The organism is Ralstonia mannitolilytica (genome assembly GCF_905397375.1).
Lineage (GTDB): Bacteria > Pseudomonadota > Gammaproteobacteria > Burkholderiales > Burkholderiaceae > Ralstonia > Ralstonia mannitolilytica.
In genome coordinates, this window is record NZ_CAJPVG010000008.1 from 85478 (window position 1) to 108695 (window position 23218).

The following is a 23218-nucleotide window of genomic DNA, read 5'->3' on the forward strand; positions in this document are numbered from 1 at the left end:
GTTGCACCTTCCCGGCCGCCCGCGAATCCGCTCCCGCTGCGCGCTGAGCTGCCTACACTACAGAAACACCCGACACGGCCGCCCCCCGTGCGACGCCCCCATGGCGTATCTCTTTTTTGCTGCCTCGATCCAGCGGCACATTCCGACGCCCGAGCGCGAGGTCGATGCGCGCACGCTGGGCGAAGCGCTCGACGCGGTGTTTGCCGAGCAACCCCGGCTGCGCGGCTACATCCTCGACGATCAAGGCGCGCTGCGCAAACACCTCGCCGTGTTCATCGATGGACAACCGGTGCGCGATCGGGAGCGTCTGACCGACCCGCTGGGCAAAGCGAGCCGCGTGTACGTCATACAGGCGCTGACCGGCGGTTAGCGCGCCGCGCATCCACGAATCCGCCCGTCCCTCGCCAGGAGAGCCGACATGGACGATCGATTGCTTGTCGCCACCCGCAAGGGGCTGTTCGCGCTGCGCCCCGGGGCCGAGGGCGGATGGACACTCGGCCAGCCCGACTTCATTGGCGAACCGGTAAGCATGGTGCTGCCCGACCCGCGCGACGGATCGGTGTATGCCGCGCTCAATCTCGGACACTTCGGCGTGAAGCTGCACCGGCGGCGCGCGGGCATGGCCGCGTGGGAGGAATGCGGCGTCCCGACCTACCCACAGCAGCCCGCCGACGAAGCAGATTCCGGTGACCGCGCGGATGCGGATGCGGCAACACCCGGCCCGCCCTCGCCCGCATGGACGCTGCAGCAAATCTGGTCGCTCGAGGCAAGCGGCGCCGAGGAGCCCGGCGTGCTGTGGGCCGGCACGATTCCCGGCGGGCTTTTCCGCTCGGTCGATGGCGGCGACTCGTGGGCGCTGAACCGGGCGCTGTGGGACCGCCCCGAGTGCCGCGAATGGTTTGGCGGCGGCTATGACGCGCCGGGCATCCACTCTGTGATGGTCGACCCGCGCGACAGTCGGCACGTCACGATCGGCGTGTCGTGCGGCGGGGTCTGGCAGAGCACCGATGGCGGCGCGAGCTGGCGCGTGACGGCCGAGGGCATGGAAGCCGACTACATGCCGCCGGAGCGGCGCGGCGATGCGAACGTGCAAGACCCGCACCGCGTCGTGCAATGCGCCGCCAACCCCGACGTGCTCTGGGTGCAGCATCACTGCGCGATCTTTCGATCGACCAATGGGGGCATGCACTGGCAGCGCCTGGAAGCGCAGCCATCGAGCTTTGGTTTTGCGGTGGCCGTGCATCCGCACGAGCCCGACACCGCGTGGTTCGTGCCCGCCGTGAAAGACGCATGCCGCCTCCCGGTGGACGGTCGCCTCGTCGTCACCCGCACCCGCGATGGCGGGCGCACGTTCGAAGCCCTGTCCAATGGATTGCCGCCGGCGCCGGCCTCTGACCTCGTGTATCGGCATGGCCTGGCCGTTGACCAGACCGGCACGTGCCTGGCAATGGGGTCGACCACCGGCGCGCTATGGACGTCTGCAGATGGCGGCAACAGCTGGCAGCTGGTCTCTGCGCACCTTCCTCCGATCTATTGCGTCCGGTTTGGATGACGGCGCCGTGGGGCGAGCACAAAAAAAGCCGCTGCAAACGCAGCGGCTTCTTATCGTCCAAGACGGCACAGCACGCGATACGGCCTATTCCACCGTAACGGATTTCGCCAGATTGCGCGGCTTGTCCACATCGGTGCCGCGCGCCAGCGCGGTGTGATACGCCAGCAGCTGCAGCGGCACCACGTGCAGGATCGGCGAGAGCTGGCCGTAGTGCTCCGGCATGCGGATCACCTGGATACCGTCGCTCGACTGGATATGCGTATCGGCATCGGCAAACACGTACAGCTTGCCGCCGCGCGCGCGCACTTCCTGGATGTTCGACTTGAGCTTTTCCAGCAGCGCGTCGTTCGGGGCGACGGTCACGACAGGCATCTGCTCGGTCACCAGCGCCAGCGGGCCGTGTTTGAGTTCGCCGGCCGGGTAGGCCTCTGCGTGGATGTACGAAATTTCCTTGAGCTTGAGCGCACCTTCCAGGGCGATCGGGTAATGCAGACCGCGGCCGAGGAACAGTGCGTTTTCGCGGCGGGCAAACTCTTCCGACCAGGCGATGATCTGCGGCTCGAGCGCCAGCACCGCGTTCAGCGCCGACGGCAGGTGGCGCAGGTGGCGCAGCGCATCTTCTTCCTGCTCGGTATTCAGATGACCGCGCAGCTTGGCGAACGTCAGCGCCAGCATGTACAGCGCGGCCAGCTGCGTGGTGAACGCCTTGGTGGACGCCACGCCGATCTCGGTGCCGGCGCGCGTGAGGAACGTGAGCTGCGTCTCTCGCACCATGGCGCTGGTCGCCACGTTGCAGATGGCGAGCGTGTGCATGTGGCCCAGTTCGCGTGCGTGGCGCAGTGCGGCCAGCGTGTCGGCGGTTTCGCCCGATTGCGAGATCACGACGACGAGCGCGTTCGGGTTGGGCACGGTCTCGCGGTAACGGTATTCGCTGGCCACCTCGACCTGTGTCGGGATCTTGGCGATCGATTCGAGCCAGTACTTGGCCGTGCAGCCGGAGTAGTAGCTCGTGCCACAGGCCAGGATCAGCACGCTGTCGACCTTGGGCAGCACCTGCGCCGCTTCGGGGCCGAACAGGTCTGGGCCGAAGCCTTGCACGCCTTCGAGCGTGTCGCCCAGGGCGCGCGGCTGCTCGAAGATTTCCTTCTGCATGAAGTGGCGGAACGGGCCGAGCTCCACCGCGGCGGCGTACGTGCCGACTTCCTTCACTTCGCGCTCGACGATGTTGTCCTGCGCATCGGCCACGGTGAAGCCGTCGCGGGTGATCTCCACCACGTCGCCTTCTTCCAGGTACGCCATGCGGCTGGCAGAGCCGGCCACGGCCAGCGCATCCGAGGCGAGGAACGCTTCGTTTTCGCCGATGGCCACCACCAGCGGCGAGCCGGCGCGCGCGCCGACCACCACGTCGGGGTTGTCGCGCGCGAACACGGCAATCGCATAGGCACCGTGCAGGCGCTTGACCGTGGCGCGCACCGAGGCGAACAGGTCGCCGCGCGTGGCGCTGCTCGGGTACGTGTAGGCCTGGTGGATCAGGTGGGCGACGACCTCGGTATCCGTCTGCGATTCAAACCCGTAGCCGGCGGCCTTGAGTTCGTCGCGCAGGACTTCGTAGTTCTCGATGATGCCGTTGTGCACCAGGGCGATGGTGTCGCCCGAGAAGTGCGGGTGCGCGTTGACGGTGTCCGGCCGGCCGTGCGTGGCCCAGCGCGTGTGCGCGATGCCGATGGCGCCATCGAGGTGGCTCGACTGCGCCTGCGCGTCGAGATCTGCCACGCGCGAGACGGTGCGCGCACGCTCGAGCTGGCCGTCACGCTGCACGGCGACGCCGCAGGAGTCGTAGCCGCGGTATTCCAGGCGGCGCAGGCCTTCGATCAGGACGGGAACGATATTGCGCGTGGAAACCGCGCCAACGATACCGCACATGTTGATTTCTCCGGTTGGGGTGCGGCGCCGCTGTCAATGTGCGCCGCACTCGGTATTTCAGTATCGATGCTCGTGTGCCGCAGCGGCATCCGCTGTTCGGCGCAGGAGAAAACCTGTCAAAGCTTGCCGTGTCAGGCCTGCTTCTTCTGCTTGACGGGGCGCTGCCAGTTCTCGATGGTGGTCTGGCGCGCACGCGAGACCGTCAGCTTGCCCTCAGGCGCGTCCTTGGTCAGTGTGGTGCCGGCGCCCAGGGTCGCGCCCTTGCCAACGCGCACCGGCGCCACGAGCTGCGTGTCGGAACCGATGAAGGCGTCGTCCTCGATGATGGTGCGGAACTTGTTGGCGCCGTCGTAGTTGCAGGTGATGGTGCCGGCGCCGATGTTCACGCGCGAGCCGACCGTCGCATCGCCCACATAGGCGAGGTGGTTGGCCTTGCTGTGCGCCGCCACCTGGCTGTTCTTCACCTCGACGAAGTTGCCGATATGCACGTCTTCGGCCAGCTCGGTGCCGGGGCGCAGGCGCGCGTACGGCCCGATGCGCGAATCGGCACCGACCTTGGCCTGTTCGATATGGCAGAACGGCAGGATCTCTGCGCCGGCCTCGATGACGGCATCGCGGATCACCGCATTGGCGCCGATGTGCACGCCATCGCCCAGCGTGACGTTGCCTTCAAAGATGCAGTTGACGTCGATCACCACGTCGCGGCCGCACGTGAGCTTGCCGCGCACGTCGATGCGCGCCGGGTCGACCAGCGTCACGCCATCTTCGAGCAGCTGCTGCGCGAGGTTGCGCTGGTGAATGCGCTCCAGCTCCGCCAACTGCACCTTGCTGTTCACGCCGTGCGTTTCCCACTCGGCCAGGGGATGGGCGGACGTGATGGGCACGCCTTCGCTGGCGGCGCGCTCGATCACGTCGGTCAGGTAGTACTCGCCCTGCGCGTTGTCATTGGACAGCGTGGACAGCCACGCCTTCAGCTTGGCCGTCGGGCACACCAGGATGCCGGTGTTGACCTCGTGGATGGCGAGTTGCGTTTCGTTGGCGTCCTTCTGCTCGACGATGCGCGTGATGCGGCCGGCGGCGTCGCGCACGATGCGGCCGTAGCCGGTCGGGTCGTGCAGGTGCACGGTCAGCACGCCCAGGTGGTTGTGACCGGCCGCGTCGACGAGAGCGTGCAGCGTTTCGGCGCGGGTCAGCGGCACGTCGCCGTAGAGCACGAGGGTGGGCACGCTTTCGTCAAGCTGGTCCAGCGACTGCATGACGGCATGGCCGGTGCCCAGTTGCTTGTCTTGCGTGGCGAAGGCGATGTCGGGCGCGCCCACCATCTCGCGCACGCGGTCGCCGCCGTGGCCGACCACCACCACCAGCCGCGTCGGCGACATGGTGCGTGCGGTATCGATGACGTGCGCCAGCAGCGGTTTGCCGGCCAGGGGGTGCAGCACTTTGGGCAGGGCGGAGCGCATGCGCTTGCCCATGCCTGCAGCCAGGATGACGATATTCACAAGGAGATTCCTAGAGTGACTCGAAGCGATAGCCGCGACGGGAATCGGCATGCAACCCAGCACCGGAAACCCATCGCCCGCCACCTCCCCTCACGATGGCCGGGCCGCCTGCAAACCCTTCTGCGGGGCGCTTTTGCGGCGTATAAGACACAGATGGAAAAATTCTAGCATGGGGGCCACCCTCCCCCAGAACCGGTCAAACGGTGGAATTGTTGCAGTTACGCCATTGCCGGGCTGGTTAGCCCGGCGGCTGGTCGTGCGGACGGGCGACACCTTCCGGCGGCACCGGGTGGCGGCTGCGGCCCGTCAGCCGGCGGCGGCTTCGCTCTTGACGGTGGCGTCGCCAGGCTTGCGCTCGAAGCGCACGAACTCGATGCGGTCGTCATGCGAGCCCGCAAACACCAGCGGCGCCTGGTCGTAGGCGGTCTGGCCGAAGAGCGCGTCTTCGCCGATCTTCGCCAGGCCCGTGGTCAGGCCGTTGAAGTCAAACAGTTTGGTATCGGCCAGGTGCGACGGCACCACGTTCTGCAGCGCAGAAAAGATGTTGTCGATGCGGCCCGGCGTCTGACGCTCCCACTCCAGCAGCATTTCCTTGACCTTCTTGCGCTGCAGGTTTTCCTGCGAGCCGCACAGGTTGCACGGGATGATGGGGAATTCCATCGCGCGGGCATAGGAAGCGATGTCCTTTTCCGCGCAATAGGCGAGCGGCCGGATGACGATGTGGTCGCCGTTGTCGGTGGCCAGCTTGGGCGGCATCGACTTCATCTTGCCGCCGAAGAACATGTTCAGGAAGAACGTGTTCACGATGTCGTCGCGGTGATGGCCCAGCGCGATCTTGTTGGCGCCCAGCTCCTTGGCCGTGCGGTAGATCACGCCGCGGCGCAGGCGCGAGCACAGCGAGCACGTGGTCTTGCCCTCGGGAACCTTCTCCTTGACGATCGAATACGTGTCCGCCTCGACGATCACATATTCCACGCCCAGCTTCTTCAGGTACGTGGGCAGCACGTCTTCCGGAAAGCCGGGCTGCTTCTGGTCGAGATTCATGGCGATGAGCTTGAAGTCGATCGGCGCGCGCTTCTGCAACGCCATCAGGATCGACAGCATCGTGTACGAATCCTTGCCGCCGGACAGGCACACGAGGATGGTGTCGCCGTCTTCGATCATCTTGAAGTCGCCGATGGCGCGGCCGACCTGCGACTGCAAGCGGGTTTCGAGGCGGTGGAAATTGTTGGAGAACGTCATGGCATATCGACCCCGCCAGCGCTGAACAATGGCCGGACGGGCGTCAAATCGTGAGGAAAATCAGTATTTTATCGCGCGCGGAGCGCCCCCTGCAGGGTCGCGTGAACAGGCCTAGAATCGTTTGCCTACCCTTAGCCTGACGGAGACAACGATGCGGATTCTGGTTCTTGGCGCCGGCGGTACCGGCGGCTATTTCGGCGGGCGGCTCGCCCAGGCCGGTGCGGATGTGACGTTTCTCGTGCGCCCCGCGCGCGCGGAGCGGTTGCGCCAGCACGGGCTGGTGATCCGCAGCCCGCAGGGCGACGCGCAGTTGCCCGTGCAGCTCATCACGGCGGACCAGGCGCCCGCCTGGGGCCATGCCGATCTCGTGCTGCTGAGCTGCAAGGCCTATGACCTGGACGACGCCATCACGGCCATTCGCCCGGTGGTGGGCGAGCGCACGGTGGTGCTACCGGTGCTCAACGGGCTGGCGCATCTGGAACGCCTGGATGCCGCGTTCGGCGAATCGCGCGTGCTGGGCGGGCTGTGCCATATCAGCGCGACGACCGCGCCTGACGGTGCCGTGCTGCATCTGAGCATCGGGCAAGGCCCGGCCGTGCACTCGCTCACCTTTGGCGAGCGCACGCCGCATGCGCCGCGCGAGCGCACCGAGGCCATCCGCGATGTGTTCGCCACGGCCAACTTTGATTCCGTGCTGGCCGAAAACGTCATGCAGGACATGTGGGAGAAGTTTGTCTTCCTCACGTCGCTGGCGTCGATGACGTGCCTGATGCGGGCGACCGTCGGCGAGATCGTCGCGACCGACGAAGGGCGTGCGCTGAATGAAGCGATGTTTGCGGCGTGCGAGCAGGTTGCGGCGGCATCGGGTTATCCGATCCGGCAGGCGGCCCGCGAACGTGGGCTGCAGGTGCTGACGCAGGCGGGGTCGCCGTTGACGGCGTCGATGCTGCGCGATCTGGAGAGTGGGGCCCGCGTGGAGGCGGATCACATTGTGGGGGATATGTTGCGGCGAGGGCGGACGCTGGGGACGGATGTTGCGCTGCTGCGGGTGGCGTTTGCGCATTTGCAGGCTTATCAGCAGCGGGTGTTACGGGCGGCGGGCTGACTGTTTGCTTTTTTTCGCTTTCGGTTCGCCCTTGTTTCACCCCCTCCCGGGGGCGACTCACTTTTCTTTGTCTTGCCAAAGAAAGCAAGCAAAGAAAGGCGCGCAAGAGATGGCGACTTCACCTTGAATTTGTGTCGCGGGGAGGGGAAGGAGCCAAACTCGCTGCGCTCAGACAAGGCTCCTTCCTTTTTTCCTCCCCGCAACAGAAATTCAAGGCGCCATCTAGGGCAGGAACATCAACGGCCAAACCGGCAGGGTTCGAGCGTGGGCGCCACGATCTTCTTTACTGCCAGCCGCCGCCGAGGGCTTGCATCAGGGCGGCGGAATCGAGCAGGCGGTCGGCGCGGCTTTGTAGCTGTTGCAGAGCAAGCTGATCGCGCTGACGTTGCGCATCGAGCAGCGCGAGCGTGCTGATGCCGCCCGCGGCATGGCGGGCCTCGGCGGTGCGCAGCGTCTGTTCGGCTTGCTCGGTGGCGGATGCGCGGGCCTGCAAGGTTTGCGCGTCGTTGTGGACGGCGTGCAGCGCGTCGGCGACTTCCTGCAGGCCTTGCAGAACGGTCTGCTTGTAGGCGGCGCCGGCGGCGTCGTAGGCGGCTTCGGCTTCGCGCTGTCTTGCGCGCAGGGTGCCGCCGTGGAAGATCGGCTGGGTCAGCCCCGCGCCGAGATTCCAGATGCTCGATCCGGCGCCGAGCAGGCTGCGAAAGCGCGTGGTTTCCGAGCCAAGACCTGCGGACAGCGTGATGCGCGGGAAGAGATTCGCGGTGGCCACGCCCACGTTGGCGCTGGCTTCGTGCCACATCGCCTCGGCCGCGCGGATGTCGGGGCGGCGCTGGGCGAGCGCGGATGGCAGCGACACCGGCAGCGGGTCAGGCAGATGCAGCGCGTCGAGCGTCGGCAGGTCGGGCAAGCCCGCGCCGGGCTCGCGACCCAGCAGGACCGACAGGCGGTGCCGCTGCTGCGCCGCCTGCTGCATGAGCGGCGGCAGCGTGGCTTCCGTCTGCGCAACCAGCGTGCGCTGCGACAACACATCGACCCGCGCGACACCGCCCAGGCCCAGACGCCGCTCGGTGATGTCGAGCTGCTTGCGCTGCTCGGCGAGCAGTGTCTGCGTGGTGGCGATCTGCGCGTCGAGCGCCGCGATGCGCACCGCCGCCGTCAGGACATTGCCGGCCAGCGACAGGCGCGCCGCTTCCATCTGATAGCGCTGCGTGTCCACCTGCGCGCGCGACGCCTCCAGCGCCCGGCGCACGCCGCCGAACATATCCAGCGCATACGACACCGACAGCGACGCCGAATACAACGTGAACGGCCCCGGCTTGGGCGTGTTGAACCCGAACGCCTCGGGATTCACCTGCTGCCGCATCGCAGACACGGAGCCATCGACCGACGGCCACGCATAACCGAACTGCGCCTGCGCCTCGGCCTGCGCCTGGCGCAAGCGCGCCTCCGCCTGCGCGACGGATGGGCTCGCGCGCAACGCCTCGTCCACCAGCGCATCCAGCGCCGGCGATCGGAACAGGTGCCACCAATCCGCTGGCACATTGGCATCGACCAGATGCTGCGCTTCGCCGCCAACAACGGGCGCGGATGCGGTTTCGCGCGAAACAGGTTGCGCGGAATAGCCGGTAGCCGCAGGCCCAGCGGACGCTTTGAAATCGGGACCGACGGCACAGCCGCTCACAGCCAGCGCGGCAATCAACACCGCCCCAGCCGCCCGCTCGCACCCGTTCAACGCTCGCCGCAACGCCAACAGGTGCCCACCGACGGTTTGGCCGTACCGAGACAAAGAAAGCAAGTCGGCACCGGCTGCGGACGAAACAAGCAATGCACCACCAGCGTCAGCACGTCGAATCCACAGCGTCCACATAGCCACCTCAATCCAACGTCTTCCGATAAAACCGCACCGCCACCCCCAACACCACCACGGTGAAGAGCATCAGCGGCCAGATGCTCGGCCACAACTCCACCCACCCATTCCCCTTGAGCAGGATGCCGCGCGTCAACCGATGAAAATACGTCATCGGCAGCACGTTCCCGATCACCTGCGCCCATTTCGGCATCCCCACGAACGGAAACATGAACCCCGACAGCAGGATGCTCGGCAGGAAGTAGAAGAACGTGAGCTGCGTCGCCTGCAACTGGTTCTGCGCGAGCGACGACAGTGTGATCCCCACCGTGAGGCTCGCCACGATGAACAGCAGCGCCGCCACATAGACCATCCAAACGCTGCCCACGAACGGCACGTGGAAGATGTAGTACGCGGCCAGCAGGATGATCGTCACCTGCACGAGCCCGATGAAGATGTACGGCACGATCTTGCCGGTCATCACCTCGAGCGGGCGCACTGGCGTGGCCAGCAGGTTTTCCATCGTGCCGCGCTCGCGTTCGCGCGTCATGGCCAGGCCCGTCATCATCACCATCGTCATCGTGAGGATGGTGCCCATCAGGCCGGGGATGATGTTGTACTGCGTGATGCCCTCGGGGTTGTAGAGCCTGTGCAGGCGCACGTCGAACGGCGGCGCGCCGGCACGGGCACCCTCGCCCCCGCCTGCACCGCCTGCCAGCGGCGACAGCGCGCCCTTCATGTCCTTGCTGACCACGCCTTGCACGAGCTGCGGCAGCGAGGCCAGCGCGAGCCCCGTGGCGGCCGGGTCGGTCGCATCGGCCTCGACCAGCAGCGACGGCCGTTCGCCGCGCACCAGCTTGCGCGTGAAGTCGGGCGGGATCGACACCACAAACTGCAGTTGCCCCTTTGCCAGGGCCTCGCGCCCGGCAGTCTCGTCGGGAAGGTTCTGCCGCAGCTCGAAGTAATCGGAGTGCCGCATGCTGGCCAGAAAGCTGCGCGTGAACTCGCTCTGGTCTGCCGCGATCACGCCGGTCAGCAGGTGCTTCGGGTCGGTGTTGATGGCAAAGCCGAACAGGAACAGCTGCATGATCGGGATGCCGATCATCATGGCGAACGTCACGCGGTCACGCCGCAGCTGCAGAAATTCCTTGAGCACCACGCTCCACCAGCGCTGGAACGAGAACCGGTCTGTGCCGAAGCTCATGGCTGCGCTCCGTAGTTGTCGGACGAGCGCTTCATCATGTGGATGAACACGTCTTCGAGCCCCGTGCCGATGGGCTCGGCGCGCACGCCCGATGTCTCGGCGAGACGGCGCAGCGTGGCTTCCAGCGCCTGCGCATCCGCGCCAGTCACGTGCAGCACGGAACCGAACGCGACGGTCTGGTCCACGCCCGGCTGCCCTTCGAGCTTGCGGCCGAGCTCCACCAGATTGCCGCCCGAAACAGACCACGTCGACAGGCGCTGGCTGGCGATCACCTCGTCCGCCGTGCCTTGCGCTAGCAGTTCGCCGTACGCGATGTAGGCGAGCTTGTGGCAGCGTTCGGCTTCGTCCATGTAGTGCGTGCTGACGAGCACCGAGATGCCTTCCGCTGCGAGCCGGTGCAGCTCTTCCCAGAAGTCGCGCCGTGCTTTCGGGTCGACGCCGGCGGTCGGTTCATCGAGCAGCAGCAACTCAGGCTTGTGGAGCATGCACGCGGCCAGCGCCAGGCGTTGCTTCCAGCCGCCCGACAGCGAGCCCGCCAGTTGCCTGGCACGCGAAGCCAGCCCAAGATGCTCCAGGGCGTGGTCCACCACCTCGCGCCGATTGGGCATCTCGTACAGGCGCGCCACGAAATCCAGGTTCTCGCGGATGGAAAGATCATCCCAATACGAGAACCGCTGCGTCATGTAGCCCACGCGGCGCTTGATCTGGGGCGACTCCTTGAGGATGTCGTAACCGAGGCACGTGCCGCTGCCGCTGTCGGGCGTGAGCAGCCCGCACATCATCCGGATCGACGTGGTCTTGCCGCTGCCGTTGGGCCCGAGAAAGCCGAAGATCTCGCCGCGCGCGACCCGCATGGAGAGGTCCTTGACGACGTGCTTGTCGCCAAAGTGCTTGTTCAGGCCGTGCACGTCGATGGCGTAGTCGCCATTGCCGCCGTTGTGCCGATGCGAGGCGTTCATGGCAGCGTCACCTCCACCGGCTGGCCCGGGCGCAGCCTCGGGCCGTCGGCGGCGGCAGGGCGCGCTTCGACCATGAAGACGAGCTTGTCGCGCGTGGTGTTGCTGTAGATGACGGGCGGTGTGTACTCGGCCTCGTTGGCGACGTAGGTGACGGTGGCGTTGATGTCGGCCGCGCAGCCGTCGCAGTGGATGCGTGCGGCCTGCCCCGGCTTGAGCGCGCCCATCACGCCTTGTGGCACGAAGAAGCGTACCTTCACGTTGGCCGGCGGCAGCATGCGCACGACCGGGCTGCCCGCGCCGACCCATTCGCCCTCGCGATACAGCGTGTCGAACACCAGGCCGCCCTGCATGGCCTTCTGCGCCTTCTGATCGAGCCGCCATTGCGCTTGCGCCACCGCCGCGCGCGCGGCTTCCACCTGCGCCGACTGCGCGCGGATCTGGTCCTGGCGCGCCGGCAACTGGGCAATGCGCAAGTGGTTGGTCAACTCGCGCACACGCTGCGCATTCGCCTGCGCGGTGGATCGGCTGCTGTCGAGCTGCGCCTGCGCGATGCCGCCCGCACGAAACTGCGCCTCATCGCGCGCGAGCTGCGTGGACGAGAGCTTGTCTGCCGCCACGGCCTGCGCCAGCTGCGCGCGCACGGCGTCCACTTCCGGCACGCGCTTGCCGACATTCAGGTCGGCGAGCTGCGCTTGCGCGGCCTGCAGCTGCGCCTGCGCTTGCTGGCGGGCCGCGGCTTCGTCGACGGATTCCAGCACGAACAGCGGTGCACCGGCGTCGACGGTCTGCCCACGCTGCACGCCCAGATGCTCGAGTCGGCCGCCCACCGGCGACGCGACGTAGACGAACTCGCCTTCCACGTAGCCCTGATACGTGTGGTCGTCCTGCTTGGCGCAACCGGTCAATGCCACCGCTGCCGCCGCCAACCACCCTGCCCTGCCGATGTACGACCCCTGCCGCATGCCGCCCTCCGCCGGATTCGTTCGATGCGTTTGAACTGCCTGAGCTGCCGTACCGCCTAGCTGCGCGGCCTTGTCTTGCGTTTGGTCCTCTTGCCCACGTCGTCCGGCGCGCCGCCGACCGCCCCGATGCCGTGCAGCAGCAGCGCTGCCACGTGTTGGCCGATGTCCTCGTCGGTCACGCGATCGGCCAGCGGCAGGCGGCTCCACAGCGTGCGCGTCGCGAAGGGCAGCATCGCCAGGCCAATGAGCGACACCATCACCAGCGGCGGCTGCAGCGCCGGGTTCACCGCACCGGCCGCCTGCGCGCGGGCAATGCGATCAACCAGCAAGGTCGCGCGCTCCAGTGCGATGCGTGCGAACACCCGTTCGCGCAGCTGGCCGCCTTCGCTCGCGATCTCGCGGATCCACAGCGTCGGAAACCACGGCGTGGCCGCCGCCACCGCAACCATGCGCCGCGCAACGCCGGCCACGGTCTGCGCGAGATCCGCCTGGCCGGTGTCGCTGGCCAGGATCGCCAAGGCCGGGCCCGTCACCTCGTCGATGAGCGGACGGATGCGCGCCTCGACCACCGCGTCGAGCAACTGGTCGCGCGTCTTGAAGTGGTAATGCACCATGGGCGCCGTCACCCCGGCTTCACGCGCGATTGCGGCAAGCGTGGTGGGGCCCACGCCATCCTGCGCAAACAGCGCGACGGCGATATCGAGCAAGCGGTCACGCAGGTCATCCTGGGACGGCCCCCTGGGCCGGCCTGGGCCGCGCGGAGAAGGTGTGCGCGTCGTCATGGCGTGAATATTAATCTGTCAATTAATTTATGCAAGGCGCGGCAGCGTCGCTTGCGGATCGCCCGGTCGCGGCGCATGCTGAACGGGATGCCGTGCTCGCTCGACTCTCCTGCCCCTGCCATGCCGACCTCCGCCCGCGCCTTGTTGCAACGCCTGCATCTCGATAGCCTCATCGACAGCACCGGGCCGCTGCAGGCGCGTTCGCCCATCGACGGTGCGGTGCTCGCGGGCGTGCCGGCCATGACGGCGGACGACGCCGATCGCATCGTCGCGCAGGCGCACTCCGCATTTCAGGCGTGGCGCACCGTGCCCGCACCGCGCCGCGGCGAACTCGTGCGCCTGCTGGGGGAGGAACTGCGCACGCACAAGGAAGACCTCGGCGCGCTCGTCACGCTGGAGGCCGGCAAGATCACACAGGAAGGCCTGGGTGAGGTGCAGGAGATGATCGACATCTGCGATTTTGCCGTGGGGCTGTCGCGCCAGCTGTACGGGCTGACCATCGCGAGTGAGCGGCCCGCGCATCGCATGATGGAGACGTGGCACCCGCTAGGCCCGTGCCTCGTCATCACGGCATTCAACTTCCCGGTGGCGGTGTGGTCATGGAATGCGGCGCTGGCCCTGGTGTGCGGCGACCCGGTCATCTGGAAACCATCAGAGAAGACGCCGCTGACGGCGCTGGCCGTTGAGCGCCTGTTCCTGCGCGCCTGCCAGCGCTTTGGCGAAGCGCCGCCGCACCTCGCGCAAGTCGCGATCGGTGAACGCGGCCTGGGCGAAGCGCTCGCGCATCACGCCGGCATTCCGCTCATCTCGGCCACAGGCAGCACGGGGATGGGGCGGGCGGTGGCGCAAGCCGCGGCACCGCGCTTTGCGCGCACGATTCTCGAGCTCGGCGGCAACAACGCGGCCATCGTCTGCGCCAGCGCCGACCTGCCGCTGGCCGAACGCGCCATCGCTTTCGCAGCGATGGGCACGGCGGGGCAGCGTTGTACGTCGCTGCGGCGGCTGTTCGTGCATCGGTCGGTGTACGACACGCTCGTGCCGCGGCTCGTGACGCTGTACGAACGCGTGCGCGTGGGCGATCCGCGCGACGCCGATACGCTGGTCGGCCCGCTCATCGACGCGCAGGCGCATGCGCGCATGCAGGCCGCCTTGGCACGCGCCCGCGCCGAAGGCGGCACCGTGCATGGCGGAGACCGCGTGGATTGTGCGTTCGGCAGCGAGGCGTACTACGTGCGCCCCGCCCTCGTCGAAATGCCGGCGCAGCGTGGCGTGGTGTGCGAGGAGACCTTCGCACCCATCCTCTACGCCATGCCGTTCGACACGCTGGACGAGGCCATCGCACTGAACAACGCCGTGCCGCACGGCCTGTCGTCGAGCATCTTCACGCTCGACATGCGCGAGGCCGAGCGTTTCATCTCGGCCACCGGCAGCGACTGCGGCATCGCCAACGTCAACATCGGCCCGAGCGGCGCGGAAATCGGCGGCGCGTTCGGCGGCGAGAAGGACACCGGCGGCGGCCGCGAAGCCGGATCCGACGCGTGGAAAGCCTACATGCGCCGCGCCACCAACACCGTCAACTACGGCACGGCGCTGCCGCTCGCGCAGGGCATCCGGTTCGACGTCGATTAGGAACAGGCCCCACGCCGCACGCCCTACGCCGGGGTGGCCCCCGCATCCAGCTGCGCCAGCCGCACCAGCAGCCGATCCTGCGCCTCGCTCGGGAAGCTGGACGTCCGGCGCACGGCGAACACAGTGTTGAGGCAGCGCCGCGCGACGATGGGCCGCACCACACGCAAGCGCCCGCGCTCGACCGCATCGCGAATGCCGTGCAGCGGCAGCACCGACCACCCCACGCCGGCCTCCACCAGCGTGCTCACCTCTTCCAGGTCCGACACGTGATGCGCGCTGACGGTGGTCTCGGGCAGGCGCCGGAACAGCGCCTTGAACCACAGGCCGTACACGGCATCGGACTCGTCGTACGTCACGAACGGCAGCGCCGCGCAGTCGGCCAGGGTGCGCGGAGCGCCGTGCTCGCGTAACGCGCGGGCGCTGCACGCGAGCACGAATTCCTCGGTGTACACGGCGTGGTGCTGGAACAGCCGCGAGGTGCGCGGCGTGTAGACGAAGCCGAGATCGGCGCGGCCGGATTCCACGTGAGCGAACACCTCGTCGTCGCTGCCGAAGGTGAGCTCGAGGCGCACGTCGTCGAGCAACGGCGCGTCGGATTCGGGCGACGGCGTGACCAGTGCGGGCATCAGCACGTAGCGGCCGAAGCTGGAGCCGCTCGCCAGCTTGAGCGAAACGCGCTCGACCTCGCCGCTGTGCAACGCAGCGCGCAGCTCGTCCAAGCCCGCAAAGGCATCGCGGCACCAGGCGCGCACCGAGGTGCCCGCACGCGTGAGCACCAGCTTGCGCCCCGAGCGCTCGAACAGCGGCACGCCCAGCCACTGCTCCAACTGCCGCATCTGGTACGACAGCGCAGGCTGCGACACGGCCAGGCGATCGGCTGCGCGCACGAAGCTGCCCTCGTTGGCAACCGTCAGGAAGCTATGCAGATAGCGCAAGGGCGAATGCGACATGAGCGGAGGAATCCTCGTCGATCCATCAAATTTTTGGATCGAAAAACGAAAAACATTCGATTTGATTTCAAGTCTGTCAGATCGCACAATCCGCCGCAACAACGCGATGGAGGCCATCATGACGACCGCAATGCAACATCCGAGCTACGCATTGGAAGACCGTTATGGCGCACGCAACTACGCGCCCTTGCCCGTCATGCTGGAGCGCGGGGAAGGCGTGTGGCTGTTCGACACCGATGGCCGGCGGTACCTGGACATGATGTCGGCGTACTCGGCGGTCAGCTTTGGGCATTCGCACCCCAAGCTCGTGGCCGCGCTGGTGGAGCAGGCCGGCCGCCTGACGCTGACCTCGCGCGCGTTCCACAACACCGAGCTCGGCCCCTTCCTGGCTGACGTCTGCCGCGTCACGCGCATGGACCGCGCGCTGCCGATGAACACGGGCGCCGAGGCCGTCGAAACCGCCATCAAGGCCGCCCGCAAATGGGCGCGCGACGTGAAGGGCCTCGCGCCCGATGCGGCCGAGATCATCGTCTTCGACAACAACTTCCACGGCCGCACCACGACGATCGTCGGGTTCTCCTCGCATGACCAGTACCGCTATGGGTTCGGGCCGTTTGCCGCGGGCTTCCGGCGCATTCCGTTCGGCGATGCCGATGCACTGCGCGCCGCCGTCGGTCCGAACACGGGCGCCATCCTCATTGAACCGGTTCAGGGCGAAGGCGGCATCGTCGTACCGCCGCCGGGCTACCTGAAGCTTGCGCGCGAACTCGCCACGCAACACAACGTGCTGCTCGTCTGCGATGAAGTGCAAACCGGCCTGGGCCGCACCGGCGATGTGCTCGCAAGCTGGCACGAAGGCGTCGAGGCGGACCTGGTGGTGCTGGGCAAGGCACTCGGCGGCGGCATGGTGCCGGTATCGGCCATTGCCGGCCGGGAGGCGGTCATCGGCGTGTTCCAGCCAGGCGACCATGGCTCCACGTTTGGCGGCAACCCGCTGGCGGCGCACATCGGCCGTGCGGCACTCGCTTTGCTGATGGAAGAGCAACTGCCGCAGCGTGCGGCGCGCGTGGGCGACGCGTTCATCCGCGAATTGAAGGCGCTCATCGGCCACGGCGTGCGGCAGGTGCGCGGACGCGGCCTGATGATCGGCCTGCAGCTTGACGCCGACATCGACGCGCACGACTTCGCGTTTGCGCTGGCCGAACGCGGCGTGCTGACCAAGGACACCTACGGCAACGTGGTGCGCCTGACGCCGCCGCTGGTGATCGGCGAGGCGGAACTCGCGCTGGCGCTGGAGGCGATCCGCGCCACGCTGGCCGGCTGGCCGCGACGCAAGGCAGCTTGACCACGAAATACCAAGGGGAGTGACATGACCATCATCGACCTGATCGGCGCGGCCATCGGCTGCGGCGCGCAAGACGACGGCTGCAAGCACGGCCCGCGCGCGCTGATCCATGCGGGCGCCCTGGCGCGGCTGCAGGCGCCTGGCACGCATGCCGACCTGGCCCACGACATCGAGCTGGCCACGTCGGCAGGGCACAACCGTGCAGCGCGGCTCGCGACGCTGCCCGGCGTGGCGGGCTTCTCGCGCGCGCTGGCCGATGCCACCGCGCACAGCGTGCACGCCGGCCATGTGCCCGTCGTCGTCGGTGGAGACCATTCGTGCGCGATCGGCACGTGGTCGGGCGTGGCAAACGCGCTGCGCCCGCAAGGCGCGCTCGGCCTCATCTGGATCGATGCGCACCTCGACAGCCACACGCCGCAGACCAGCGAATCCGGCGCCATCCACGGCATGCCGCTGGCCGCCCTGCTCGGCCACGGCGCACCGGCCCTCACGCAGATCCGCGACGCCGAGCCCAAGCTGCTGCCGCAGCACGTCGTGGTCGTCGGCGCACGCAGCTACGAGCCGGCCGAGCGCGCGCTGCTGGGCCAGCTGGGCGTACGCGTCATCGACGCCGCAGAGGTGGCGCGCACCGGCCTGCGCGCTGTCATGGCCGAAGCGACCCGCGTGGTCACCTCGGGCACCGTCGCCTTCGGCGTCACGCTGGACCTGGACGCCTTCGATCCTGCCGTTGCACCGGGCGTCGGCACCCCCGAAATGGACGGCCTCACCGCGCACGGCATGACCCAGGCGCTAGCCGCCTGCGCCCGCGACCCCCGCTTTGCCGCATTCGAACTCGTGGAGTACAACCCGCGCCACGACAAGGGCGGGATCACCGCGCAGCTTGCGCTGGACCTGCTAGGCAGCGTAGCGGGCGCATTGCACGCCCAGCGCCGCGAATACGCGACGGCGGCTTGAACCGCTATCAAAAAAGCGCACCGCCAACGCGCGCACACAGACGGTGTGGCCGTACCCTGCCCTATGCGGCGCCTTGAATTTCTGTTGCAAGGAGGAAAAAGGAAGGGAAACTGTCTGAGCGCGGCGAGTTTTTCCCTTCCCCTCCTTGCGACATAAATTCAAGGAGTCTTTCGCCGCATCGGGCGCGCCTTTCTTTGGTTACTTTCTGTGGCAAGACAAAGAAAGTGACTCAGCCCCGGCAGGGGATGAAACAGAGAACGCACCAACAACAACAAAAACAGCCGCTCAGGCCTGGTCCTTGATGCGGAACACCTCCACCCCCACCGACTCACAATCCGGATACACATCCGGCTTCTCCGTCGACACCCGCGCCGCGAGCACATGCGGATGCTTCAGCATCGCATCGAGCACGTCATCGCACAGCGTCTCCTGCAAGTGGATATGCCCCTGCGCCATGCGCCGCGCCACCGTCTCGCGCATGAAGTCGTAATCCACCACCTCGTGCAGCTTGTCCTGCGTGGGCGACGAATACTCCAGCGGCACGTACAGCTCGATGTTGATCAGGACGCGCTGCTCGCCCTTCTTCTCGAATTCATGCACGCCGATGTTGATCTGCACTTCGTAGTTGCGCAGAAACATGCGACGGCAATGCGACAGGCGCGGGTGGGATAGCAGGGAAAGCATGGAAGCGTCCGGGGGAAAGATCATTCGGTGAGGAACATCACGTCGCGGGCGAGCGGCATCAGGTGCTGGCCCCCGTCGACGAACAGGGTGGTGCCGGTGACGGCGCGCGCGGTGGCCAGGTAGCAAACCGCCTCGGCGATGTCTTCCGGCGTGGACGACTGCCCCAGCGGCGTCATCTGGTGTGCGCGCGCAAACCCGCCCTGCGACTGATCGCCCGACACCATCGTGATGCCCGGCGCCACGCCCACCACGCGCAGCGTCGGGGCGAGTGCCTGCGCCAGCTGCATCGTGGCCGTGGACAGCGCCGCCTTCGACAGCGTGTACGAGAGGAAATCGGGGTTCAGGTTGTCGAGCTTCTGATCCAGCAGGTTGATGACCACGCCGCGCAGGGCATGGCTGTCCGGCTGCGCGGCCACCAGCGCTCGATGCAGCTCGCGCGAGAGCAGCAGCGGCGCCGCCACGTTCGTGCGCATGTGGGTGTCGAGCGACGCGTAGCTGAAGCTCGTCGCCACGTCGTACTGGAACAGCGAGGCGTTGTTCACCAGGCACGTGGGCGTACCGAGCGCAGCGATGCAGTCGGTGATGAGGCGGCCGGCGGCGGCTTCGTCCGACAGGTCGGCCTGGAGCACGGCGGCGCGCCGGCCCATGGCGACGATCTCGGCGGCCACGGCGTCGGCCTCGGCGCGCGAGCGGTGGCAGTGCACGGCCACATCCCAGCCGTTGCGGGCCAGGGCCAGGGCGATCACGCGGCCCACTCGGCGCGCAGCGCCCGTGACCAGGGCGATGCGACGCTGTGTGGTGGATTCGGCGTTCGGTTGAGTCGGCGTCTGCGCCATTGTTTACAATCCGGCGATGAGCAAAACCGTGAGTTTACCGCTTCCCAACGAGGCGGCGCAGGCGCAGTCCGCGCGCCTGTTCGCCCGGATCGCCGATGCCATCGCGGCCGCCGGCGGCTGGCTTCCGTTCGACCGCTACATGGAACTGGCGCTCTACGCGCCGGGCCTGGGCTACTACAGCGGCGGAGCCGCCAAGTTCGGGCGGCGCGTGGAAGACGGCGGCGACTTCATCACCGCGCCGGAACTGACGCCATTCTTCGGCCGCACCATGGCGCACCAGGTCGCGCAGGTGCTGCGCGTGCTGCCGGAGGGCCAGCGCCACGTGCTGGAATTTGGCGCCGGCACCGGCAAGCTGGCCGCCGACATCCTCACCGAACTCGATGCGTTGGGCGTGCGGCCCGACAGTTACGGCATCGTCGAATTGTCCGGCGAACTGCGACAGCGCCAGCAGCAACGCCTGGCCGCGCTGGGCGCGGAATTCAGCGCGCTCGCCCACTGGCATGACACGCTGCCCGCGCCGTTCACCGGCGTGATGGTCGGCAACGAAGTGCTCGACGCGATGCCCGTGTCGCTGTGGGCACGCCGCGGGGGCGTATGGCACCGGCGCGGCGTGGTCCTCGATGCGCAGCATGGCCTGCAGTGGGAAGACCGCCCCGCCGATCCGTCCGAGGTGCCGGCCAAACTCGCTGCGCTGCCCGGCGCGCACGACATCGTCACCGAATCGCACGAAGCCGCCGAGGGCTTCATCCGCAGCACCGGCGCGGCGCTTGCTCGCGGCCTGCTGCTGCTGATCGACTACGGATTCCCCGCTGCCGAGTACTACCACGCGCACCGCGCCGACGGCACGCTGATGTGCCACTACCGCCAGCACGCGCACGATGATCCGTTCTGGCTGCCCGGCCTGCAGGACATCACCGCGCACGTCGATTTTTCGGGGATTGCCCAGGCGGGGCAGGAGGCGGGGCTGGAGCTGCTCGGCTACACGAGCCAGGCGCGCTTCCTGTTGAGCGCGGGCGTCGGCGAGCTGCTGATGACGCTCGACCCGTCCGACCCGATGCAGTTCCTGCCGGCGGCCAACGCGGTGCAGAAGCTGCTCTCAGAGGCCGAGATGGGTGAGCTGTTCAAGGCGATTGCCCTGGGCAAGGGCATCGATGCGGCGCTGCCCCTGGTCGGCTTCGGCAACGCCGACCGCTCTGACCGCCTAGGCTGACGCCGCCTTGCTGGATTGCGACGACTGGGCGGTCATGGCGCGCTCGGTCTGCTCGGCTTCATAGCGGCCGATCGTGCCGCGCATCCACCACAGCAGCGCCAGGCCCGGGAAGGCAAACGCCACCGTCATCAGATAGAACGCGGGCCAGCCGTAGGCCTCCACGAGGTAGCCGGAGGTCGGCCCCACATACACGCGACCGATCGAGGCCAGCGCCGACAGCAGCGCGTACTGCGTCGCCGAGAACGACCGGTTGCATAGCGCCATCAGCAGCGCCACGAAGGCCGCCGTGCCCATGCCGCCGCAGACGTTCTCGACGCCGATGGCCACCGCCATCGTCCAGAGGTGCTGCGGCGTGACGGCCAGCACCCAGTACCCGAGGTTCGACACCGCCTGCAGCACGCCGAAGAGCAGCAGCGCGCGCACCAGCCCCAGCCGGACCATCAGCGTGCCGCCGTACAGCGCACCGACGATGGTCGCCGCCAGCCCCAGCGTCTTGTTGACGATGCCGACCTCGCCGGCGGAAAAGCCGACGCCGCGGATCAGGAACGTGGTCGACAGGCTGCCTGCAAACGCATCGCCGAGCTTGTACAGCACGATCAGCGCGAGCAGCGCCCAGGCCCCGCGGCGCGAGAAGAAATCCTTCAGCGGGCCGACGACCGCTTCCTGCAGGCTGCGCGGCGGCCGCGCCGACACGTCGGGCTCGGGCGACCACAGCGTCGTGACGATGCCCAGCGCCATCAGGCCGGCCATCAGCAGGTACATGTTGCTCCAGCCCATCACGCGATCGGCCAGCCACAGCGCAAGGCCGCCCGACACGAGCATCGCCAGCCGGTAGCCGAGCACCTTCACGGCCGCGCCGACGCCGCGCTCGCTCGTGTGCAGCACATCGGTGCTGTACGCATCGAAGACGATGTCCTGCGACGCCGACAGAAACGCCACCAGCACCGCCAGCCCCGCCAGCGCCCACAGCGCGGCGTGCGGCGGCGTGAACGCCATGGCGGCAATCGATGCCACGAGCCCCGCCTGCGTGAGCACGAGCCAGCCGCGGCGCCGGCCCATGAGCGGCGGCGTGAAGCGGTCCATCAGCGGCGCCCACAGAAACTTGAAGATGTACGCCTGCCCCACGAGCGAGAACAGCCCGATCGTGCGGATATCCAGCCCCTCCACCGTCATCCAGGCCTGCAACGTGCCGGAGGTCAGCGCCAGCGGCAGCCCGGAGGCAAAGCCCAGCAGCAGCATCGCCCCGATGCGGCGGTTGCGGAAAACGTCGAGGTAGTCGTGATAGGTCATGCGGCGGGCTGAATGCGGTCGGCGGTCGGCGGGCGGGGTGCGGGTTGCCACGTAGCGTGGCGCGGCGCGTTGGCCGATATTATGTCGCAGTCGATTCGGCCTCCTGCCTTTATGTCGCGCTGCTCTCGTTCCGTGTTGCTGCTGGCCGGCCTGGTGCTTGCCACCTGGGCCACCGCCATGGACGGCCCGCTGCCGGTGCCGGCCGACGGCGTGAGGCTCGAAGCGCCGACCACCACCTCGCCCAACATCCGCCTCGTCATCCCGGCCGAAGAAATCGACCGGCGCGCCCAGGCCGAATACAGGCAGATCGTCGAGAACGCCGCGAAGGAAGGCGCGCTCGCGCCAGACACCGTGCCGGACCTCATCCGCATCCGCGCCATCGTCAAGCGGCTGATTCCGCAGGCGCCGCGCTGGAACCCCGACGCCGCGCACTGGCAGTGGCAGATCAACCTGATCGGCGCCAACCAGGTCAACGCGTTCTGCATGCCCGGGGGCAAGATCGCCGTGTTCTCCGGGCTGGTCGAGCAGTTCAGGCTGACGGACGACGAACTCGCCATGGCGCTCGGTCACGAGATCGCCCATGCGCTGCGCGAGCACGCCCGCGCGCGCGCCGGCCAGCGCGAGATCACCAACCTGGGCGCCAACGTCATCTCGCAGCTCTTCGGCTTCGGCAACCGGGGTGATACGGACCTGGGCGAAGGCGCCAAGATGCACCTGCTGGCGTTCTCGCGCGCGGAGGAAACCGAGGCGGATCTCGTCGGCATGGACATCGCCTCGCGCGCCGGCTACGACCCGCGCGCGGCGCTCACGCTGTGGCAGAAGATGGGCTCCATCGGCGGGGCGGAGCAGAAGCAGTTCCTGTCGACGCATCCGTCCGGACGCACGCGCATGGCGGTGCTGTCGCGTCATCTGCCCGAAACGCTGCCGCTGTTTGCCGAGGCCCTGCATATGCCGATGGGGAGGCTGCCGGAATATCGGTCGAATATGCAGTATCTGGGGGCGGCACCTGTTGATAATGGGGATGAGGCGCCGATGCGGCCAATGGTGCGGCGATAGATGACCAAATGATCATAATCAGCCGATGAAAAGACGAATGCCTACGCATTCCGTATTCCGCTGCAAAAGCGGGGGCCCGCGAACGCCCATCCTTTCGAGGGGAAACCGGTTTTCGTAAGGAAATCCTAAGGAGACAATTTGGCCCTGCTTGTACCCTGCGCGCGCAGCATTTCTGCTGCCAATACATCCT

At 67.6% G+C, this 23218-nt stretch carries 20 protein-coding genes; 8 read left to right on the forward strand and 12 right to left on the reverse strand.

Annotation, left to right across the window (positions count from 1 at the left end):
* The first annotated feature begins 100 nt into the window (after positions 1-100).
* Positions 101-370 (forward strand): MoaD/ThiS family protein, encoded by a 270-nt coding sequence (locus KHN96_RS15720; RefSeq protein WP_045785559.1) that lies wholly within the window; start codon positions 101-103, stop codon positions 368-370.
* A gap of 48 nt (positions 371-418) precedes the next feature.
* A complete protein-coding gene (locus tag KHN96_RS15725; protein WP_062737550.1) occupies positions 419-1552 on the forward strand; it encodes a WD40/YVTN/BNR-like repeat-containing protein in 1134 nt (377 codons plus the stop codon).
* A gap of 84 nt (positions 1553-1636) precedes the next feature.
* On the opposite strand, the gene glmS is transcribed toward KHN96_RS15725, so the two are convergent.
* The 3 genes from glmS to ttcA all read right to left on the reverse strand — a co-directional run bounded on the left by glmS (position 1637) and on the right by ttcA (position 6216).
* On the reverse strand, positions 1637-3475 hold the full coding sequence (gene glmS, locus KHN96_RS15730; RefSeq protein WP_062737551.1) for a glutamine--fructose-6-phosphate transaminase (isomerizing): 1839 nt from the start codon (positions 3473-3475) through the stop codon (positions 1637-1639).
* A 131-nt stretch (positions 3476-3606) separates the two neighbouring features.
* Positions 3607-4974, reverse strand: coding sequence for a bifunctional UDP-N-acetylglucosamine diphosphorylase/glucosamine-1-phosphate N-acetyltransferase GlmU (gene glmU / locus KHN96_RS15735; protein ID WP_062737552.1), 1368 nt, complete (start codon positions 4972-4974; stop codon positions 3607-3609).
* Positions 4975-5280: 306 nt separating this feature from the next.
* Complete coding sequence (gene ttcA / locus KHN96_RS15740) at positions 5281-6216, reverse strand: tRNA 2-thiocytidine(32) synthetase TtcA (RefSeq protein ID WP_045785535.1); 936 nt, start codon at positions 6214-6216, stop codon at positions 5281-5283.
* A 151-nt stretch (positions 6217-6367) separates the two neighbouring features.
* On the opposite strand from ttcA, the gene panE reads away from it, so the two are divergent.
* Entirely contained in the window at positions 6368-7321 is a 954-nt protein-coding gene (gene panE, locus KHN96_RS15745; RefSeq protein ID WP_062737553.1) for a 2-dehydropantoate 2-reductase, read from the forward strand.
* A 283-nt stretch (positions 7322-7604) separates the two neighbouring features.
* Here panE and KHN96_RS15750 read toward each other — a convergent pair whose 3' ends face one another.
* Genes KHN96_RS15750 through KHN96_RS15770 form a run of 5 tightly spaced genes read right to left on the reverse strand, consistent with a single transcriptional unit; the run spans position 7605 to position 13074 of the window.
* Positions 7605-9188 carry an efflux transporter outer membrane subunit gene (locus tag KHN96_RS15750; protein WP_062737554.1) on the reverse strand — a complete coding sequence of 528 codons (1584 nt, stop codon included), beginning with the start codon at positions 9186-9188 and terminating at the stop codon, positions 7605-7607.
* A 7-nt stretch (positions 9189-9195) separates the two neighbouring features.
* Positions 9196-10371, reverse strand: coding sequence for an ABC transporter permease (locus KHN96_RS15755; protein WP_062737555.1), 1176 nt, complete (start codon positions 10369-10371; stop codon positions 9196-9198).
* Positions 10368-11330: an ABC transporter ATP-binding protein gene (locus tag KHN96_RS15760; protein WP_045785531.1), complete on the reverse strand. Its 963-nt coding sequence runs from the start codon at positions 11328-11330 to the stop codon at positions 10368-10370. The genes KHN96_RS15755 and KHN96_RS15760 overlap by 4 nt, the downstream gene beginning before the upstream one ends.
* Complete coding sequence (locus KHN96_RS15765) at positions 11327-12292, reverse strand: HlyD family secretion protein (RefSeq protein WP_062737556.1); 966 nt, start codon at positions 12290-12292, stop codon at positions 11327-11329. Before KHN96_RS15765 ends, KHN96_RS15760 begins: the two co-directional genes overlap by 4 nt.
* Before the next feature lie 56 nt (positions 12293-12348).
* Entirely contained in the window at positions 12349-13074 is a 726-nt protein-coding gene (locus KHN96_RS15770; RefSeq protein WP_045785529.1) for a TetR/AcrR family transcriptional regulator, read from the reverse strand.
* An 87-nt stretch (positions 13075-13161) separates the two neighbouring features.
* On the opposite strand from KHN96_RS15770, the gene amaB reads away from it, so the two are divergent.
* Positions 13162-14703, forward strand: a complete 1542-nt coding sequence (amaB, locus tag KHN96_RS15775) for an L-piperidine-6-carboxylate dehydrogenase (protein ID WP_373994660.1) — start codon at positions 13162-13164, stop codon at positions 14701-14703.
* 23 nt (positions 14704-14726) lie between these two features.
* Here the strand turns inward: amaB and KHN96_RS15780 are convergent, their stop codons facing one another.
* Positions 14727-15653, reverse strand: coding sequence for a LysR family transcriptional regulator (locus KHN96_RS15780; RefSeq protein WP_045785527.1), 927 nt, complete (start codon positions 15651-15653; stop codon positions 14727-14729).
* 118 nt (positions 15654-15771) lie between these two features.
* On the opposite strand from KHN96_RS15780, the gene rocD reads away from it, so the two are divergent.
* Together rocD and KHN96_RS15790 are read left to right on the forward strand one after the other, a co-directional pair.
* Positions 15772-16998: an ornithine--oxo-acid transaminase gene (rocD, locus tag KHN96_RS15785; protein WP_045787735.1), complete on the forward strand. Its 1227-nt coding sequence runs from the start codon at positions 15772-15774 to the stop codon at positions 16996-16998.
* A 24-nt stretch (positions 16999-17022) separates the two neighbouring features.
* Positions 17023-17952, forward strand: coding sequence for an arginase (locus KHN96_RS15790; protein ID WP_045785526.1), 930 nt, complete (start codon positions 17023-17025; stop codon positions 17950-17952).
* Between the two features lie 285 nt (positions 17953-18237).
* Here the strand turns inward: KHN96_RS15790 and KHN96_RS15795 are convergent, their stop codons facing one another.
* Positions 18238-18636, reverse strand: coding sequence for a dihydroneopterin aldolase (locus tag KHN96_RS15795; RefSeq protein ID WP_045787734.1), 399 nt, complete (start codon positions 18634-18636; stop codon positions 18238-18240).
* A gap of 20 nt (positions 18637-18656) precedes the next feature.
* Entirely contained in the window at positions 18657-19472 is an 816-nt protein-coding gene (locus KHN96_RS15800) for an SDR family oxidoreductase (RefSeq protein ID WP_045785525.1), read from the reverse strand.
* 16 nt (positions 19473-19488) lie between these two features.
* Between KHN96_RS15800 and KHN96_RS15805 the strand changes: the two genes are divergently transcribed.
* Positions 19489-20682, forward strand: coding sequence for a class I SAM-dependent methyltransferase (locus KHN96_RS15805; protein WP_062737557.1), 1194 nt, complete (start codon positions 19489-19491; stop codon positions 20680-20682).
* Here KHN96_RS15805 and KHN96_RS15810 read toward each other — a convergent pair.
* A complete protein-coding gene (locus tag KHN96_RS15810) occupies positions 20674-21972 on the reverse strand; it encodes a muropeptide transporter (protein WP_045785523.1) in 1299 nt (432 codons plus the stop codon). The genes KHN96_RS15805 and KHN96_RS15810 overlap by 9 nt on opposite strands.
* 111 nt (positions 21973-22083) lie before the next feature.
* Between KHN96_RS15810 and KHN96_RS15815 the strand changes: the two genes are divergently transcribed.
* On the forward strand, positions 22084-23028 hold the full coding sequence (locus KHN96_RS15815; protein ID WP_062737558.1) for a M48 family metallopeptidase: 945 nt from the start codon (positions 22084-22086) through the stop codon (positions 23026-23028).
* Positions 23029-23218 lie beyond the last annotated feature (190 nt).